At 62.8% G+C, this 15,831-nt stretch carries 8 protein-coding genes; 6 read left to right on the forward strand and 2 right to left on the reverse strand.

Features of this window, described 5'->3' with window-relative positions; genetic code table 11:
- The first annotated feature begins 35 nt into the window (after nucleotides 1-35).
- The 5 genes from PspS04_RS13590 to PspS04_RS13610 all read left to right on the forward strand — a co-directional run bounded on the left by PspS04_RS13590 (nucleotide 36) and on the right by PspS04_RS13610 (nucleotide 11,284).
- On the forward strand, nucleotides 36-1,352 hold the full coding sequence (locus PspS04_RS13590) for an MdtA/MuxA family multidrug efflux RND transporter periplasmic adaptor subunit (RefSeq protein ID WP_159995863.1): 1,317 nt from the start codon (nucleotides 36-38) through the stop codon (nucleotides 1,350-1,352).
- Nucleotides 1,349-4,453, forward strand: a complete 3,105-nt coding sequence (locus tag PspS04_RS13595) for an MdtB/MuxB family multidrug efflux RND transporter permease subunit (protein WP_095168770.1) — start codon at nucleotides 1,349-1,351, stop codon at nucleotides 4,451-4,453. Before PspS04_RS13590 ends, PspS04_RS13595 begins: the two co-directional genes overlap by 4 nt.
- Nucleotides 4,450-7,557, forward strand: coding sequence for an efflux RND transporter permease subunit (locus PspS04_RS13600; RefSeq protein ID WP_159995865.1), 3,108 nt, complete (start codon nucleotides 4,450-4,452; stop codon nucleotides 7,555-7,557). Before PspS04_RS13595 ends, PspS04_RS13600 begins: the two co-directional genes overlap by 4 nt.
- Nucleotides 7,554-9,047 (forward strand): efflux transporter outer membrane subunit, encoded by a 1,494-nt coding sequence (locus PspS04_RS13605; protein ID WP_159995867.1) that lies wholly within the window; start codon nucleotides 7,554-7,556, stop codon nucleotides 9,045-9,047. Before PspS04_RS13600 ends, PspS04_RS13605 begins: the two co-directional genes overlap by 4 nt.
- Nucleotides 9,048-9,208: 161 nt before the next feature.
- A complete protein-coding gene (locus tag PspS04_RS13610; protein WP_159995869.1) occupies nucleotides 9,209-11,284 on the forward strand; it encodes a putative bifunctional diguanylate cyclase/phosphodiesterase in 2,076 nt (691 codons plus the stop codon).
- Nucleotides 11,285-12,092: 808 nt separating this feature from the next.
- Here the strand turns inward: PspS04_RS13610 and PspS04_RS13615 are convergent.
- Nucleotides 12,093-12,788, reverse strand: coding sequence for a pirin family protein (locus tag PspS04_RS13615; RefSeq protein ID WP_159995871.1), 696 nt, complete (start codon nucleotides 12,786-12,788; stop codon nucleotides 12,093-12,095).
- A gap of 253 nt (nucleotides 12,789-13,041) precedes the next feature.
- Between PspS04_RS13615 and PspS04_RS13620 the strand changes: the two genes are divergently transcribed.
- Nucleotides 13,042-15,558 (forward strand): UvrD-helicase domain-containing protein, encoded by a 2,517-nt coding sequence (locus PspS04_RS13620; protein WP_159995873.1) that lies wholly within the window; start codon nucleotides 13,042-13,044, stop codon nucleotides 15,556-15,558.
- Here the strand turns inward: PspS04_RS13620 and PspS04_RS13625 are convergent.
- Nucleotides 15,549-15,824: a DUF1652 domain-containing protein gene (locus tag PspS04_RS13625; RefSeq protein ID WP_095170238.1), complete on the reverse strand. Its 276-nt coding sequence runs from the start codon at nucleotides 15,822-15,824 to the stop codon at nucleotides 15,549-15,551. The two genes, PspS04_RS13620 and PspS04_RS13625, sit on opposite strands and share 10 nt — an antisense overlap.
- Nucleotides 15,825-15,831: the final 7 nt, after the last annotated feature.

Below are 15,831 nucleotides of genomic sequence, written 5' to 3' on the forward strand. Positions count from 1 at the left end.
TTTCAGCCTCCCGTATAAAGATGCCCACGCGCCCAATGGTTAATCACTCCATGCAATCCTCCGCTTCCCGTAATTCTCGTCGCTGGCTGTTCGGCCTGCTGGTCCTGCTGCTGGTTGGCGGCCTGTGCTGGAAATTCTGGCCCAGCAGCTCCGCCAGCAAGGATGCCCCGGCATCCAAGGCGGCGGCCGGCCATACCGGCAGGGCAGGTGGCATGCGCCCGGGTTTCGGTGGCGCGGCGGGGGCGGTTCCGGTGCGGGTGGCTCCAGCGGTACTCGGCGATTTCCCGCTGTACTACAAGGCCCTGGGCACTGTTACCGCGCTCAACACCATCAATGTGCGCAGCCGGGTCGGCGGCGAACTGGTGAAGATCGCCTTCGAAGAAGGGCAGATGGTCAAGGCCGGCGACCTGCTCGCCGAGATCGATCCGCGCCCGTACCAGAACGCCTTGCTCCAGGCCGAAGGGACCCTGTTGCAAAACCAGGCCCAACTGAAAAACGCCCTGGTGGACCTGGAACGCTACCGCGGCCTGTACGCCGAGGACAGCATCGCCAAGCAGACTCTGGATACCGCCGCGGCGCTGGTGGGCCAGTACCAGGGGACGGTCAAGACCAATCAGGCGGCGGTCAACGACGCCAAGCTCAACCTTGAATTCACCCGCATCCGCGCGCCGATTACCGGGCGTGTCGGCCTGCGCCAGCTGGACGTCGGCAACCTGGTGGCGGCCAACGACACCACGGCCCTGGCGATCATCACCCAGACCCAACCGATCAGCGTGGCCTTCACCTTGCCGGAGAACAGCCTCGACGTCGTGCTGGCCCGCTACCGCTCCGGGGCCAAGCTGCCGGTCGAAGCCTGGGACCGTGGCGACACCCAGTTGCAAGCCACCGGCGTACTGCAGAGCCTGGACAACCAGATCGACACCACCACCGGCACTTTGAAATTCAAGGCGCGCTACGACAACCGTGACCAGGCGCTGTTCCCCAATCAGTTCGTCAACGTGCGTTTGCTCGCTGACACCCTCAAGGGGGTGATCCTGGCACCCTCGGCGGCAATTCAATTCGGCACCAACGGCACGTTTGTCTACGCCCTGGATGGCGACAAGAAAGTCACCATTCGCCCACTGAAAATCGGCGCCACCGACGGCGACAACACCGTGATCAAGGAAGGCCTCAAGCCGGGTGATCGGGTGGTGCTGGAAGGCACCGATCGCCTGAAAGAGGGCAGCGAGGTGGAGGTGGTCAACGACAGCAACCAGGTCCCGGCCGCGCCGACCGATAACCTCCACAGCCAGGCGAGCGATGCCGCGCCCGCACCAGAGGCCAATGGCAAGGCGCATAAGGGCGGCGCATGAACATCTCCCGCCTGTTCATCCTGCGTCCGGTCGCGACTACCCTGAGCATGCTGGCCATCGTTCTGGCCGGCCTGATCGCCTATCGCCTGCTGCCGGTCTCGGCACTGCCCCAGGTGGACTATCCGACCATTCGGGTCATGACCCTGTACCCCGGCGCCAGTCCGGACGTAATGACCAGTGCGGTCACCGCGCCCCTGGAGCGGCAGTTCGGGCAGATGCCCGGCCTGACCCAGATGGCCTCGACCAGCTCCGGCGGCGCTTCAGTGCTGACCCTGCGCTTCAACCTCGACATCAACATGGACGTCGCCGAGCAACAGGTGCAGGCCGCGATCAACGCCGCCAGCAACCTATTGCCCAACGATTTGCCGGCGCCGCCGGTGTACAACAAGGTCAACCCGGCGGACACCCCGGTGCTGACCCTGGCGATCACCTCCAAAACCATGCTGCTGCCCAAACTCAACGACCTGGTCGATACGCGCATGGCGCAGAAAATCGCCCAGATCAGCGGCGTCGGCATGGTCAGCATCGCCGGCGGACAACGCCAGGCGGTGCGGATCAAGGTCAACCCCGAGGCCCTGGCGGCCAATGGCCTGAACCTGTCGGATGTGCGCACCCTGATTGCCGCTTCCAACGTCAACCAGCCCAAGGGCAACTTCGACGGCCCGACCCGGGTGTCGATGCTCGACGCCAACGACCAGTTGACCTCGCCCAAGGACTACGCCGAACTGATCCTTGCCTACAACAATGGCGCGCCATTGCGGCTCAAGGATGTCGCGCAGATCGTCGATGGCGCCGAGAACGAGCGCCTCGCGGCCTGGGCCAACGAAAACCAGGCGGTGCTGCTCAATATCCAGCGCCAGCCGGGGGCCAACGTGATCGAGGTGGTTGACCGGATCAAGGCGCTGCTGCCGAGCATCACCGACAACCTGCCAGCCGGGCTGGATGTCACGGTGCTGACCGACCGCACCCAGACCATCCGCGCCTCGGTCACCGACGTGCAGCACGAATTGCTGATCGCCATCGCCCTGGTGGTGATGGTGACCTTCCTGTTCCTGCGCCGCGTCAGCGCCACCATCATCCCTTCGATTGCCGTGCCGCTGTCGTTGATCGGCACCTTCGGGGTGATGTACCTGGCCGGTTTTTCGGTCAACAACCTGACCCTGATGGCCCTGACCATCGCCACGGGGTTTGTGGTCGACGACGCGATCGTCATGCTGGAGAACATTTCGCGCTACATCGAGGAGGGCGACAGCCCGCTGCAGGCGGCACTCAAGGGCGCGAAGCAGATCGGTTTCACCTTGATCTCCCTGACCTTGTCGCTGATCGCGGTGCTGATTCCGCTGCTGTTCATGGCCGACGTGGTCGGGCGGCTGTTCCGCGAGTTCGCCATCACCCTGGCGGTGGCGATCCTGATTTCCCTGGTGGTGTCCCTGACCCTGACGCCGATGATGTGTGCACGCTTGCTCAAGCCTGAGCCCAAGCCTGAAGAGCAGGGCCGTTTCTATCGTGCCAGCGGCGCGTGCATCGACTGGATGATCGCTGCCTACGGACGCAAGTTGCAGTGGGTGCTCAAGCACCAGCCGCTGACCCTGATGGTGGCCATCGGCACCCTGGCTCTCACTGTGTTCCTCTACATGATCGTGCCCAAGGGCTTCTTTCCGGTGCAGGACACCGGGGTGATCCAGGGGATTTCCGAAGCGCCGCAGTCCATCTCTTTCGCCGCCATGAGCCAGCGCCAACAGGAACTGGCCAAGATCATCCTGCAAGACCCGGCGGTGCAAAGCCTGTCGTCCTATATAGGCGTGGACGGCGACAACGCCACGCTCAACAGCGGCCGCCTGCTGATCAACCTCAAGCCGCACAAGGATCGCGACCTCAGCGCAGCCCAGGTGATCACCCGCTTGCAGCCACAACTGGACAAGCTGGTGGGCATTCGCCTGTTCATGCAGCCGGTGCAGGACCTGACCATCGAAGACCGGGTCAGTCGCACCCAATACCAGTTCAGCATGTCGTCACCGGATGCCGAGTTGCTCAGCCTGTGGAGCGGCCGCCTGGTCGAAGCCCTGGGCCACCAGCCGGAGCTGACCGACGTCGCCAGTGACCTGCAGGACAAGGGCCTGCAGGTGTACCTGGTAATCGACCGCGACGCGGCTTCGCGCATCGGCGTGTCGGTGGCCAACATCACCGATGCCCTGTACGACGCCTTCGGCCAGCGGCAGATCTCCACCATCTACACCCAGGCCAGTCAGTACCGCGTGGTGCTGCAGGCCAAGGATGGCGAGAAGATCGGCCCGCAGGCGCTGGAGCAGATCCACGTCAAGACCACCGACGGCGGCCAGGTTCGATTGTCCAGCCTGGCGCGCATCGAGGAACGCCAGGCCCAACTGTCGATCGCCCATATCGGCCAGTTCCCGGCGGTGATGATGTCGTTCAACCTGGCGCCCGGCGTGGCGTTGGGGCAGGCGGTGGAACTGATCGAACAGGTGCAGAAGGACATAGGCATGCCACTGGGCGTGCAGAGCCAGTTCCAGGGGGCGGCCCAGGCGTTCCAGGCCTCGTTGTCGAGTACCTTGCTGCTGATCCTGGCGGCCGTGGTGACCATGTACATCGTGCTCGGGGTTCTCTACGAGAGTTACATCCACCCGATCACCATTCTGTCGACCTTGCCCTCGGCGGCAGTCGGCGCCTTGCTGGCGTTGCTCTTGAGTGGCAATGACCTGGGGATGATCGCGATCATCGGCATCATCCTGCTGATCGGTATCGTCAAGAAAAACGCGATCATGATGATCGACTTTGCCCTCGAGGCCGAGCGCAACCAGGGCATGGACCCGGCGACGGCGATCTATCAGGCGGCGCTGCTGCGCTTCCGGCCGATCCTGATGACCACCCTTGCAGCGCTGTTCGGTGCGGTGCCGCTGATGCTGGCCACCGGTTCCGGCGCGGAACTGCGCCAGCCCCTGGGCCTGGTGATGGTCGGCGGGCTGTTGGTCAGCCAGGTGCTGACGCTGTTCACCACGCCGGTGATCTACCTGTACTTCGACCGCCTTGGCCGGCGCTGGCGACCCGCGCCTGAGCGCCTGGAGTCGGTAGAACAGCCATGAACCTGTCCGGACCTTTCATCAAGCGCCCGGTCGCGACCATGCTGCTGAGCCTGGCGATCATGCTCCTGGGCGGCGTCAGCTTCGGCCTGTTGCCGGTATCGCCACTGCCGCAAATGGACTTCCCGGTGATCGTGGTCCAGGCCAGCCTGCCGGGTGCCAGCCCCGAGGTGATGGCCTCCACCGTGGCCACCCCGCTGGAGCGCTCCTTCGGCGCCATCGCCGGGGTCAACACCATGAGCAGCCGCTCCAGCCAGGGCTCGACGCGGGTGATCCTGCAATTTGACCTGGACCGCGACATCAATGGCGCGGCGCGGGAAGTGCAGGCGGCAATCAACGCCTCGCGCAACCTGTTGCCCAGCGGCATGCGCAGCATGCCCACCTACAAGAAGGTCAACCCGTCCCAGGCGCCGATCATGGTGCTGTCGCTGACCTCGGACGTGCTGGAAAAAGGCCAGCTGTATGACCTGGCCTCGACCATCCTCTCGCAAAGCCTGTCCCAGGTGCCGGGCGTGGGCGAAGTGCAGATCGGCGGCAGCTCCTTGCCGGCGGTGCGCATCGAGCTCGAGCCGCAGTTGCTCAACCAGTACGGCGTGGCCCTGGATGACGTGCGCAACACCATTGCCAACGCCAACGTGCGCCGGCCCAAAGGCTCGATCGAAGACGATCAGCGGATGTGGCAGGTGCAGGCCAACGACCAGTTGGAGAAGGCCAAGGACTACGAACCACTGATCATCCGCTACCAGAACGGCTCGGCGTTGCGCCTCAGTGACGTGGCCAAGGTCAGCGACGGCGTCGAGGACCGCTACAACAGCGGCTTCTTCAACGACGACTCGGCAGTGCTGCTGGTGATCAACCGCCAGGCCGGCGCCAACATCATCGAGACGGTCGACGAGATCAAGGCGCAATTGCCGGCCTTGCAGGCGGTGCTGCCGGCCAGCGTCAAGCTGAACCTGGCGATGGACCGTTCGCCGGTGATCAAAGCCACCCTGCACGAAGCGGAAATGACCCTGCTGATTGCCGTGGGGCTGGTGATCCTGGTGGTGTTCCTGTTCCTCGGCAACTTCCGCGCCTCGCTGATCCCGACGCTGGCGGTCCCGGTGTCGCTGGTCGGCACCTTTGCGGTGATGTACCTCTATGGTTTTTCCCTGAACAACCTGTCGCTGATGGCGTTGATCCTGGCCACCGGGCTGGTGGTGGACGATGCCATCGTGGTGCTGGAGAACATTTCCCGGCACATCGACGATGGCATCGCCCCGATGAAAGCGGCGTACCTGGGGGCCCAGGAAGTCGGCTTCACCCTGTTGTCGATGAACGTCTCGCTGGTGGCGGTGTTCCTCTCGATCCTGTTCATGGGCGGGATTATCGAGAGCCTGTTCCGCGAATTCTCCATCACCCTGGCCGCCTCGATCGTGGTCTCGCTGGTGGTGTCCTTGACCCTGACCCCGATGCTCTGCGCCCGCTGGTTGAAACCCCATACCCCAGGCCAGGAAAACCGCCTGCAGCGCGGCAGCCGCAAGGCCAACGACTGGATGGTCAAGTACTACGCCAGCAGCCTGGACTGGGTACTGCGCCATCCGCGCCTGACCCTGTTCAGCCTGTTCATCACTATCGGCGTCAACGTGGCGCTGTACGTGGTGGTACCCAAGACCTTCCTGCCACAGCAGGACACCGGCCAACTGATCGGCTTTGTGCGCGGTGACGATGGGCTGTCGTTCAGCGTGATGCAGCCGAAAATGGAGATCTTCCGCCGCGCGGTGCTCAAGGACGATGGGGTGGAAAGCGTCGCTGGGTTCATCGGCGGCAGCAACGGTACCAACAACGCCTTCATGCTGGTGCGCCTCAAGCCGATCAAGGAACGTAACCTGTCGGCGCAGAAAGTCATCGAGCGCCTGCGCAAGGAAATGCCCAAGGTGCCCGGCGCGCAACTGATGCTGATGGCCGACCAGGACCTGCAGTTTGGCGGTGGCCGCGAGCAGCAGTCGTCGCAATACAGCTACATCCTGCAAAGCGGTGACCTGTCGGCGCTGCGTGAGTGGTACCCGAAAGTGGTGACGGCGCTCAAGGCCCTGCCGGAGCTCACCGCCATCGACGCCCGCGAGGGCAGTGGTGCGGCGCAAGTGACACTGGTGGTCGACCGGGACCAGGCCAAGCGCCTGGGCATCGACATGGCCATGGTCACCTCGGTGCTCAACAACGCCTACAGCCAGCGGCAGATCTCCACCATCTACGACAGCCTCAACCAGTACCAGGTGGTGATGGAGGTCAATCCCAAATATGCCCAGGACCCGATCACCCTCAACCAGGTGCAAGTGATCACCTCGACCGGCGCGCGGATTCCGCTGTCGGCCATTGCCCACTACGAAAACAGCCTGGAAAACGACCGCGTCAGCCACGAAGGGCAGTTTGCTTCCGAGAGCATCGCCTTTGACATGGCTGAAGGCGTGACGGTGGAGCAGGGCGGGGCCGCGATCGAGCGGGCGATCGCCAAGCTCGGTTTGCCAGAGGAAGTGATCGCCAAGATGGCCGGCACCGCCGACGCCTTTGCCGCGACCCAGAAGAGCCAGCCGTGGATGATCCTCGGCGCCTTGCTGGCGGTCTACCTGGTGCTTGGGGTGCTGTATGAAAGCTACGTGCACCCGCTGACCATTCTCTCCACGCTACCGTCCGCCGGGGTCGGCGCCTTGCTGTCGATCTATGTACTGGGCGGCGAGTTCAGCCTGATCTCATTGCTGGGGTTGTTCCTGCTGATCGGCGTGGTGAAGAAAAACGCCATCCTGATGATCGACCTGGCGCTGCAACTCGAGCGCCATCAGGGCCTGGCGCCGCTGGAATCGATTCGCAGCGCCTGCCTGTTGCGCTTGCGTCCGATCCTGATGACCACCCTGGCCGCCATCCTCGGCGCCTTGCCCTTGCTGCTCGGCAGTGCCGAGGGCGCGGAAATGCGCCAGCCGCTGGGCCTGACCATCATTGGCGGGCTGATCTTCAGCCAGGTGCTGACGCTCTACACCACCCCGGTGGTCTACCTCTATCTCGACCGTTTGCGCCACCGGGTCAACCGCTGGCGTGGGGTTCGTACCGATGCTGCTCTGGAAACCGCGCTATGACTGACCGTTACCCACTCAACCGCGACTGCCTGTCGCCCCAGCGCCTGGTGACGGCCCGTGGCTCGCGATTGCTGAGCCTTTCCCTCAGCGCCCTGATGCTCAGTGCCTGCGCCGTCGGCCCGGACTATCAGCGCCCCAGCGTCGCAGAACCGGCCCAGTACAAGCAGGCACAGGGCTGGCGCCAGGCTAATCCGAGCGATTCCCTGGCCCGTGGCGCCTGGTGGGAGCTGTATGGCGATCAGCAGCTCAATGGCCTGGTGGAAAAACTCAACAGCTCCAACCAGACCGTCGCCCAGGCCGAGGCCCAGTACCGTCAGGCCCAGGCCCTGGTCGCCAGCGCGCGGGGCGCGTTTTACCCCACGGTCGACCTGAGCGCCGGGAAAACCCGCTCCAGCCAGGGCACGGGGAGCAGCAGTTCATCCTTGAGCAGTTCCAGCAGTGGCATCCGCAACACCTACAACACGCAGTTGGGGGTGAGTTGGGAAGCGGATATCTGGGGCAAGCTGCGCCGCGGCCTGGAGGCCAACGAGGCCAGCGCCGAGGCGAGCTTTGCGGACCTGGCGGCCATGCGCCTGAGCCAGCAATCGGAACTGGTACAGAATTACCTGCAACTGCGGGTCATCGATCAGCAACGGCGCCTGCTGCAGGCCACCGTGGAAAACTACCAGCGCTCGCTGAAAATGACCGAAAACCAGTACCGCGCCGGGGTGTCTGGCAAGGACGCGGTGGCCCAGGCCCAGACCCAGCTCAAAAGCACCCAGGCCGACATGATCGACCTGATCTGGCAGCGCGCGCAGTTCGAGAACGCCATTGCGGTGTTGATGGGCCAGGCGCCCGCCGAATTCACCCTGGCCGAAACCCAGGACATCCCGGACTTGCCCGAAGTGCCGTTGGGCCTGCCTTCGCAATTGCTCGAACGGCGTCCGGATATTGCCTCGGCCGAGCGCTCGGTGATTGCCGCCAACGCCAATATCGGCGTGGCCAAGGCCGCCTACTACCCGGACCTGACCCTGAGCCTGTCCGGTGGTTACAGCAGCAGTACCTCGACCGACCTGATCAGCTTGCCCAACCGTTTCTGGTCGGTGGGGCCGCAACTCAACCTGCCATTGTTCGACGGCGGCCAGCGCTCGGCGGAAGTCGATCGCAACGAGGCGCTGTATGACCAGACTGTGGCCAAGTACCGGCAGACCGTCCTCGACGGGTTTCGCGAGGTAGAAAACTACCTGGTCCAGCTCAGGGTCCTGGGCGACGAAGCCGTGGTGCGCCAGCAGGCGCTGGATGCCGCCCGGGAGTCGTTGCGCCTGATCCAGAACCAATACAAGGCCGGCTTGATCGCCTACCTCGACGTGGTGGTGGTGCAGGCCACGGCCTTGAGCAACGAGCGCAGTGTGCTGACCTTGCAGCAGAGCCGACTGATCGCCAGCGTGCAGTTGATTGCGGCGTTGGGCGGCGGTTGGGACGGGCAATTGATACCCGCTGAAAGCCAATGACCTAGGCTCCGTAGGGGCTTGTCGAGCTTGTTACAGTCTTTCTGTCGCGCTGGTGGCCTTTTGATTACTTTGCAGGTGCTTTCGCCCTTGGAATCAGTACAATCGGCAACTTTCGCCCAGGGTGCACGGACGCTTCAGCCAGGGCATAGTCGAGAAGTCTGATGCTCATCGGTAACTATTCCCCTGCGCTGGTCCTGATTTCGCTCTGCGTGGCTGTTTTGGCGTCCTACACTGCCCTCGACATGACCGGGCGTATCGCTACGGCCAAGGGTCGGGCTGCTCACCTGTGGACCGTCGGCGGTGCACTGGCCATGGGCGTCGGAGTCTGGTCCATGCACTTTATCGGCATGCTGGCCTTCAGTTTGCCGATCGACCTGGGCTATGACTTCGGCATCACGGCCTTGTCGCTGCTGATCGCCATTCTCTCCTGCGGTTTCGCCCTGTGGCTGGTCAGCCAACCCCAGTTACCTGCCTGGCAGTTGGGGTTTGGTGCCTTGATCATGGGGGCGGGCATCAGCGCCATGCACTACATGGGCATGGCAGCCATGCGCATGACCCCAGGCATCGATTATGACCCGAGCCTGTTCGGCGCCTCCCTGTTGATCGCGGTGGGGGCTTCGGCTGCAGCGCTATGGATCGCCTTCCGCCTGCGCCAGAACACGCCTTATGTGCGCTTCGCCCGTGGCGGTGCGGCGGTGATCATGGGCCTGGCCATTGTCGGCATGCATTACACCGGGATGGCAGCGGCACGCTTTGCCGATGGCAGCTTCTGCGGTGCGGCGGTCGATGGTTTGAGCGGCAAGGGCCTGGACAATCTGGTGCTGGTGACCACGTTGGCGGTGCTGAGCATTGCCTTGCTGACCTCGATTCTCGACGCGCGCCTTGAGGCGCGCACCTCGGAGCTGGCCAATTCCCTGACCCTGGCCAACCGCGAACTGACCCAACTGGCGCTGCATGACACCCTGACCGGGCTGCCCAACCGGGTGTTGCTGGCCGACCGCATCGACCAGGCCATGCTCATGGTGCAGGAACAAAGCGGCTGTTTTGCCCTGATGTTCATCGACCTGGACGGTTTTAAACCGGTCAACGATGCCTTCGGACATCACATGGGCGATCAGTTGCTGCGTGAGGTCAGCGTGCGCCTGCGCGAGGACTTGCGTAGCCAGGACACCCTGGCGCGGATCGGCGGTGACGAGTTCGTGTTGCTGGTGCAACTGCACGAGCCGGACGATGCGCTGCGCTTGGCAGCGCGCCAGGTGGGCCTGCTTTCCCGGGTATTCCGGGTCGGTGAGCACGATCTACAGATCTCGGCCAGCATCGGCATTGCGGTCTATCCCGGCAACGGCCACACCGCGCAAGAGCTGTTGATGAACGCCGATGCGGCGATGTACCACGCCAAGGGTACTGGCAAGAACGGCTATCGCTTCTTCGATGTGTCGATGAACAACAACGCGCGGCGCCAGTTGCAGTTGCTGCAGGACCTGCGCAACGCGCTCGAACAGGATCAGTTCCGGTTGTATTACCAGCCCAAGTTCGATGCCAGCAACGGTCATCCGGTGGGGGCCGAAGCGCTGTTGCGCTGGGAGCACCCGACCCAGGGCATGCTGCTGCCGGACAAGTTCATCGAGCTGGCGGAAAAAACCGGCTTGATCATCCCGATTGGCGATTGGGTGCTCAATGAAGCCTGCCGGCAGATGCGCCTCTGGCATCTGCAGGGCTACACCAACTGGCGCATCGCGGTGAACCTCTCGGCGCTGCAGTTCTGTCACACCGAGTTGGTCCACAGCGTCGCCAAGGCCCTGGCTACCCACGGCCTGCCTGCCAACAGCCTGACCCTGGAAATCACCGAGACCACGGCCATGAGCGACGCGGACGCGAGCATGACGGTGCTCAATCAGCTATCGGAAATGGGTGTCGACCTGTCCATTGATGACTTTGGCACCGGTTACTCGAGCCTGATGTACCTCAAGCGCCTGCCCGCCAACGAGCTGAAAATCGATCGCGGCTTCGTGCGCGACCTGGAGCGCGACAGCGATGACGCCGCGATCGTCTCGGCCATCGTTGCCTTGGGCCAGGCATTGGGGCTGCGGATCGTTGCCGAGGGCGTGGAAACCGACATGCAGCAGGATTTCCTGACCCAGTTGGGCTGCGATTCGCTGCAAGGCTACCTGCTGGGCCACCCGTTGCCGGCGGAACGCTTCATGCGCGACATTCTTCGGGCGGAGCAGGTGGTGTAGGAGCAAGGCTTGCCCGCGTGGCGGCCTCTGGGGTGTTGGATTAGGCGGAGTACATATCCATTCTTGCGGTAACGGCCACTTATGGTTCCGCCTGACGGCGGCTCACTTTTGAACAGCGCAAAAGTAAGCAAAACGCTCTTTCCCCACCACTCGGTGCCTCGCTTAGGCTCGGCATGCCCGTACTCCGACATTGATTTGGGGGGCCGCCGCAATGGGCCCTCCCTGGCCCAGTGCGGCTAAACCGGCGTCCTGCCGGTTTACCCCCCAAATCAATATCGGACTCCGGCCAGCGTGGTTAACGGGGCGCCCAGGATCAAAAACAAAGCGAGGCGGCCTTAGAGCCGACCTGATCGCTGGGGCATGCGCGGTGTAGCTTCTACTTCCTAAGACGCTGACGAAGTCAGCAATCTTTTGATCTGGCTCTGGCTCTGGCTCTGGCTCTGGCTCTGGCTCTGGCTCTGGCTCTGGCTCTGGCTCTGGCTCTGGCTTTTGATCCTGGGCGCCCCGTTAACCACGCTGGCCGAACGCAGGCTTGAAGCCGTGGGTAACCCGGCAGGACGCCGGGTTAGCCGCCCCGCGCCATGGATGGCGCGTGGCGGCGGCCCACGGATTCAAGCCGGAGTGAGGGAACACCGAGCCTAAGCGAGGTGCCGAGTGGTGGGGCAAGAGCCTTTTGCTTACTTTTGGGCTCCTCCAAAAGTGAGCCGCTGTAAAAGCGGAACCATAGGAGGCCGTTACCGCAAAAATGGATATGTACTCGGTCTAATCCAACACCCCGGTCGGCCCAGAGGCCGCCCCGGGGAAGATGTCAGGCCAGATCCACCAGGACGATCTCACTGTCCTCGATCGCGGTGACCCGCAACACCCGCTCATCGGCAACCGCCACACCGTCCCGCGCCTCGGCGCGCAAGCCATTGACTTCAATGACCCCCGTGGCCGGCACCAGATACGCCCGGCGGCCGTTATCCAGGGCGTATTCGGCGCTTTCCCCGGCTTTCAGGTTGGCCGCCACCAAACGTGCATCGGCGCGAATCCGCAGGCTCTGGTCGTCGCCGGCCTTGCCGCTGGCCAGGGTCACGAAACCTTCGCGCTGGCCCTTTGGAAAAGGCTTGGCGCCCCAGGACGGAGCCGAACCAGCCTCGTTGGGGATGATCCAGATCTGGAAGATCCGGGTCGCCGTCGACTCCAGGTTGTACTCGCTATGGGTGATCCCGGTCCCGGCGCTCATGACCTGGACGTCTCCGGCCTCGGTACGGCCCTTGTTGCCCAGGTTGTCCTCATGGCTGATGGCGCCTTCGCGAACGTAGGTGATGATCTCCATGTCGCGGTGCGGGTGCTTGGGGAAGCCGGTGCCCGGGGCGATCACATCGTCGTTCCATACTCGCAGGTTGCCCCAGTGCATACGCTTGGGATCGTGGTACTCGGCGAACGAGAAGTGATGGTGGGCGTCGAGCCAGCCGTGGTTGGCGCCGCCCAGGGAGGTGAAGGGTCTGAGTTCAAGCATGATCGTCTCCTGAAAGGTTCGTCATACAACGAGAACCGGTGGTTGATGGCGTGCATCTTCCATCAGGTATGAATCGATAAAAAGCGTAAAAACCCCTTCAAAACGATCTATAAATTAGATATTTATTTACGAGGCCTGCTTCGGCAACACCTTCACTTCATCACTTAAACCAATGATGGATAAGCATTTGACTAGAACTCCCGGGCAAATGCAGACACCATAGCCCGCAACAGCCTCACACCCTGGAGTCAGCGTGCCGCAACACACCCCCGATCTTCCCCCCGAGCTTTTGCCCCTGGCCGAGATGCCCTTGTTCAAGCGCCTGGCCGCGCGTTTCTTTGGCCATGGTCTGACCCGTTTGCGCGCCCAGCATCGGGCTTCCTGGCTGCACGGCCAGGCGGACGGCTTTCGCAGCGGACATACCGCCGGGGTGGATTACGGTTATCAGGAAGGCAGGGCCGAAGGGTTGGAGGAAGGGCGCCAGGTCCTGCTGATTCGCGATAGCCGCTGCACCGAGCACCCGGCACCACGGGTCGACGAGCACTTGTTCGACGACTGGCGACTGCCCCTGAGTGCTGACCTGAAGAAGCGCGTCAAGGCTGATGTCGCGCGCCTGCTGCCGGGGGCAGCGCAACCCAGCGCCGCGCAGTGGAAGATGATCTTCAGCGATACGCCGTCTACCTCGGTGATTGCCGGGGCGGGCGCCGGCAAGTCGACCACCCTGGCGTTGCGCATCGTATTGCTGACCCAGTACCTGGGCTTTGAACTGGACTCCCTGACCGTGGTGACCTTCACCCGGGAGTCGCGCAAGGACTTCATCAACAAGCTGATTGCTCTCTACGCCTTGTGGGGCCGGGCGCTGTCGCCAAAGGACGCGCGCGACCTGGTGCGCACTTTTCATTCGCGGATTTTACCGATGGTCCGCAGCCTGCCTGGCTTCGAGCGCCTGCAAGCCTTCGAGAACCTTAGCGAGCGGACACTGCTGGATGACACGCAGGTCGACAGCAACCCCTTCGACCTGCGGATCAACGACACTCAGCGCCAACAGCTCAACGCCTGTTTTCACCGATTGTTTACCGACAACCTGCGTTTTCGCGAGTTGATCACGCCATTGTCGCGGCACGCCTTGCAACTCAAGGAACTGGAACGCGACCACCCGGATGTACAAAAACGCATGGCAGTGACGGAGCTGGCGGCCAAGCGCGACGAAGAGCTGTGCGATGTCGTCGAGGATCTGTGGTTGCGTGCCGGCGCCTGGCCGATCAAGGGCATCGAGCCTAGCCGGCAGACGTTCGAGATCAATGGCGCGACCTTCCATTGCCACGGTTACATCCCGAGCCTGGACGCCTGGGTGGTGCTGGGCTTCGACCCCCAGGAAAATCCCCAGGTAAGCCGCCCCAACGCCAAGCTCACGGTGCGCGCAGAATGGGCAGTAAAGCGCACCCTATTTCAAGCTTTCTGTCGTAAGCCTTTGATTTGGCTAGATAGTTATCAGTCGTCAAAACGGGTCTTGGCGACGCTGGCAGGGGATGCCAGCGCCGGTCCCGGGTTCGACTACAAGGTCAAGGGCGAGCTGGCCAGCGCGCCGTTGCTCGACTGTTTTGTCGGTGCCGCCAGCTTCATCGAGAACCTCGGCCTCGACGTGCCCACCGCCGTGGGCCAGATGTCCTTTGCCAAGGATGATCCAGACCGGTTTTTCTTTGAGGCATTGAGCCTGTTCTGGCGCACGTTCGAGGATCATCTACTGGACCAGAAGCCACCAGTGATGACCTACAACCGGATGTTCGCCTTGTTCAGCGAGCACTCGCCGGAAAACCTCAGGCTGCTCAGCGATGAACTGCTGCGACCGATGTCGCACCTGATGATCGACGAATTCCAGGACGTATCGCCGCAGATCGTCTCCTGGTTGCGGGCAACTCTTCGCGAAATCCGTCGCCGCGGGCCGGCCATGCATGTCGGCCGTGGGGCCCAGCGTTCTTCACTGCTGTGCGTGGGTGATGACTGGCAATCGATCTACGGCTGGCGTGGCAGTTCGCCCAAGTACTTCATGGAGTTCAACCAGCAGTTCTCGTCACCCAGCACTACCCGGGTAATGCTCAGCGATAACTACCGTAGCCACCAGTACATCATTGATGCGGCCGAACATATCGTGCGTGCCGCCCCGGCGATCCCAGGCAAGAAGGCCAAGGCGTGCGGGCAGGCGACATCTTTGTTGCCGGTGCAGATCCATGAGCGGGATGAGGCTGCGCTGGGCAAACGCCTGACGGAGCACTACCAGAAGGGTGATTCAATCTTAATGTTGTATCGAAAAAGCAGCGATAAGTTATTGATAGAGAAGCATATTTCATCTGTAGTTAATGTTGATTCTAGCTTGCCGTACGAGGCCAGACGCCTCAAGCAGTTGACCTATCACAGTGCCAAGGGGCTCCAGGCGGACGCGGTGTTCCTGCTGGGGGACTGCCAGCACCTGACCAGTTCGCCCTACAAGAATCAGGTCTATCGGATGGCGGGACTGGGCAAGGACGCAGATGCCGATCCGTACGACAGCGCGCAGAAAGACGAAATCCTGCGCTTGGCGTATGTCGGCATCACCCGTGCGGTCAGTCATTGCTATTGGTACGTCGATGCCCAGGAAGGCCCGATGGTGAACATGCCGCGGGCCTCCGACCGGATCGCCGCCAAGCCGTTTTTCGCCGATCACCGTACAGGTGGTGGGAGCGAGCCCGCTCCCACAGATTTCAAAGCCATCGGGTTGGGGGCTCAGGCGTAACTCTTGAGCGCCTGGGAGGGGATGAAGGCTTCGAGTTCATCCTCCACGGCTTCGATGATGCGCTCCACATCTGCCGCGTTCATCACCGTGGCGCAGGGAATCCCGGCGATGGCCAGCAGCGTCTCGCCGCTGACACGGTCGAACAACCGCGCAATCATGCTCCCCGGGGCATCCATGTTGGCCTCGAAGCCCACGGGATGAAAATGCCAGCGCATCAACTGGCAGGCGTTGGGAAAGGTGACCTTACTCTGCGAAGCCTTGTTCATCTGTTGC

The organism is Pseudomonas sp. S04, assembly GCF_009834545.1.
Lineage (GTDB): Bacteria > Pseudomonadota > Gammaproteobacteria > Pseudomonadales > Pseudomonadaceae > Aquipseudomonas.

Bases quoted from the DNA above. Each gene is read 5' to 3' on its own strand.
- PspS04_RS13590 (WP_159995863.1), top strand. From the start codon at position 36: ATGGTTAATCACTCCATGCAATCCTCCGCTTCCCGTAATTCTCGTCGC.
- PspS04_RS13595 (WP_095168770.1), top strand. From the start codon at position 1,349: ATGAACATCTCCCGCCTGTTCATCCTGCGTCCGGTCGCGACTACCCTG.
- PspS04_RS13600 (WP_159995865.1), top strand. From the start codon at position 4,450: ATGAACCTGTCCGGACCTTTCATCAAGCGCCCGGTCGCGACCATGCTG.
- PspS04_RS13605 (WP_159995867.1), top strand. From the start codon at position 7,554: ATGACTGACCGTTACCCACTCAACCGCGACTGCCTGTCGCCCCAGCGC.
- PspS04_RS13610 (WP_159995869.1), top strand. From the start codon at position 9,209: ATGCTCATCGGTAACTATTCCCCTGCGCTGGTCCTGATTTCGCTCTGC.
- PspS04_RS13615 (WP_159995871.1), bottom strand. From the start codon at position 12,788: ATGCTTGAACTCAGACCCTTCACCTCCCTGGGCGGCGCCAACCACGGC.
- PspS04_RS13625 (WP_095170238.1), bottom strand. From the start codon at position 15,824: ATGAACAAGGCTTCGCAGAGTAAGGTCACCTTTCCCAACGCCTGCCAG.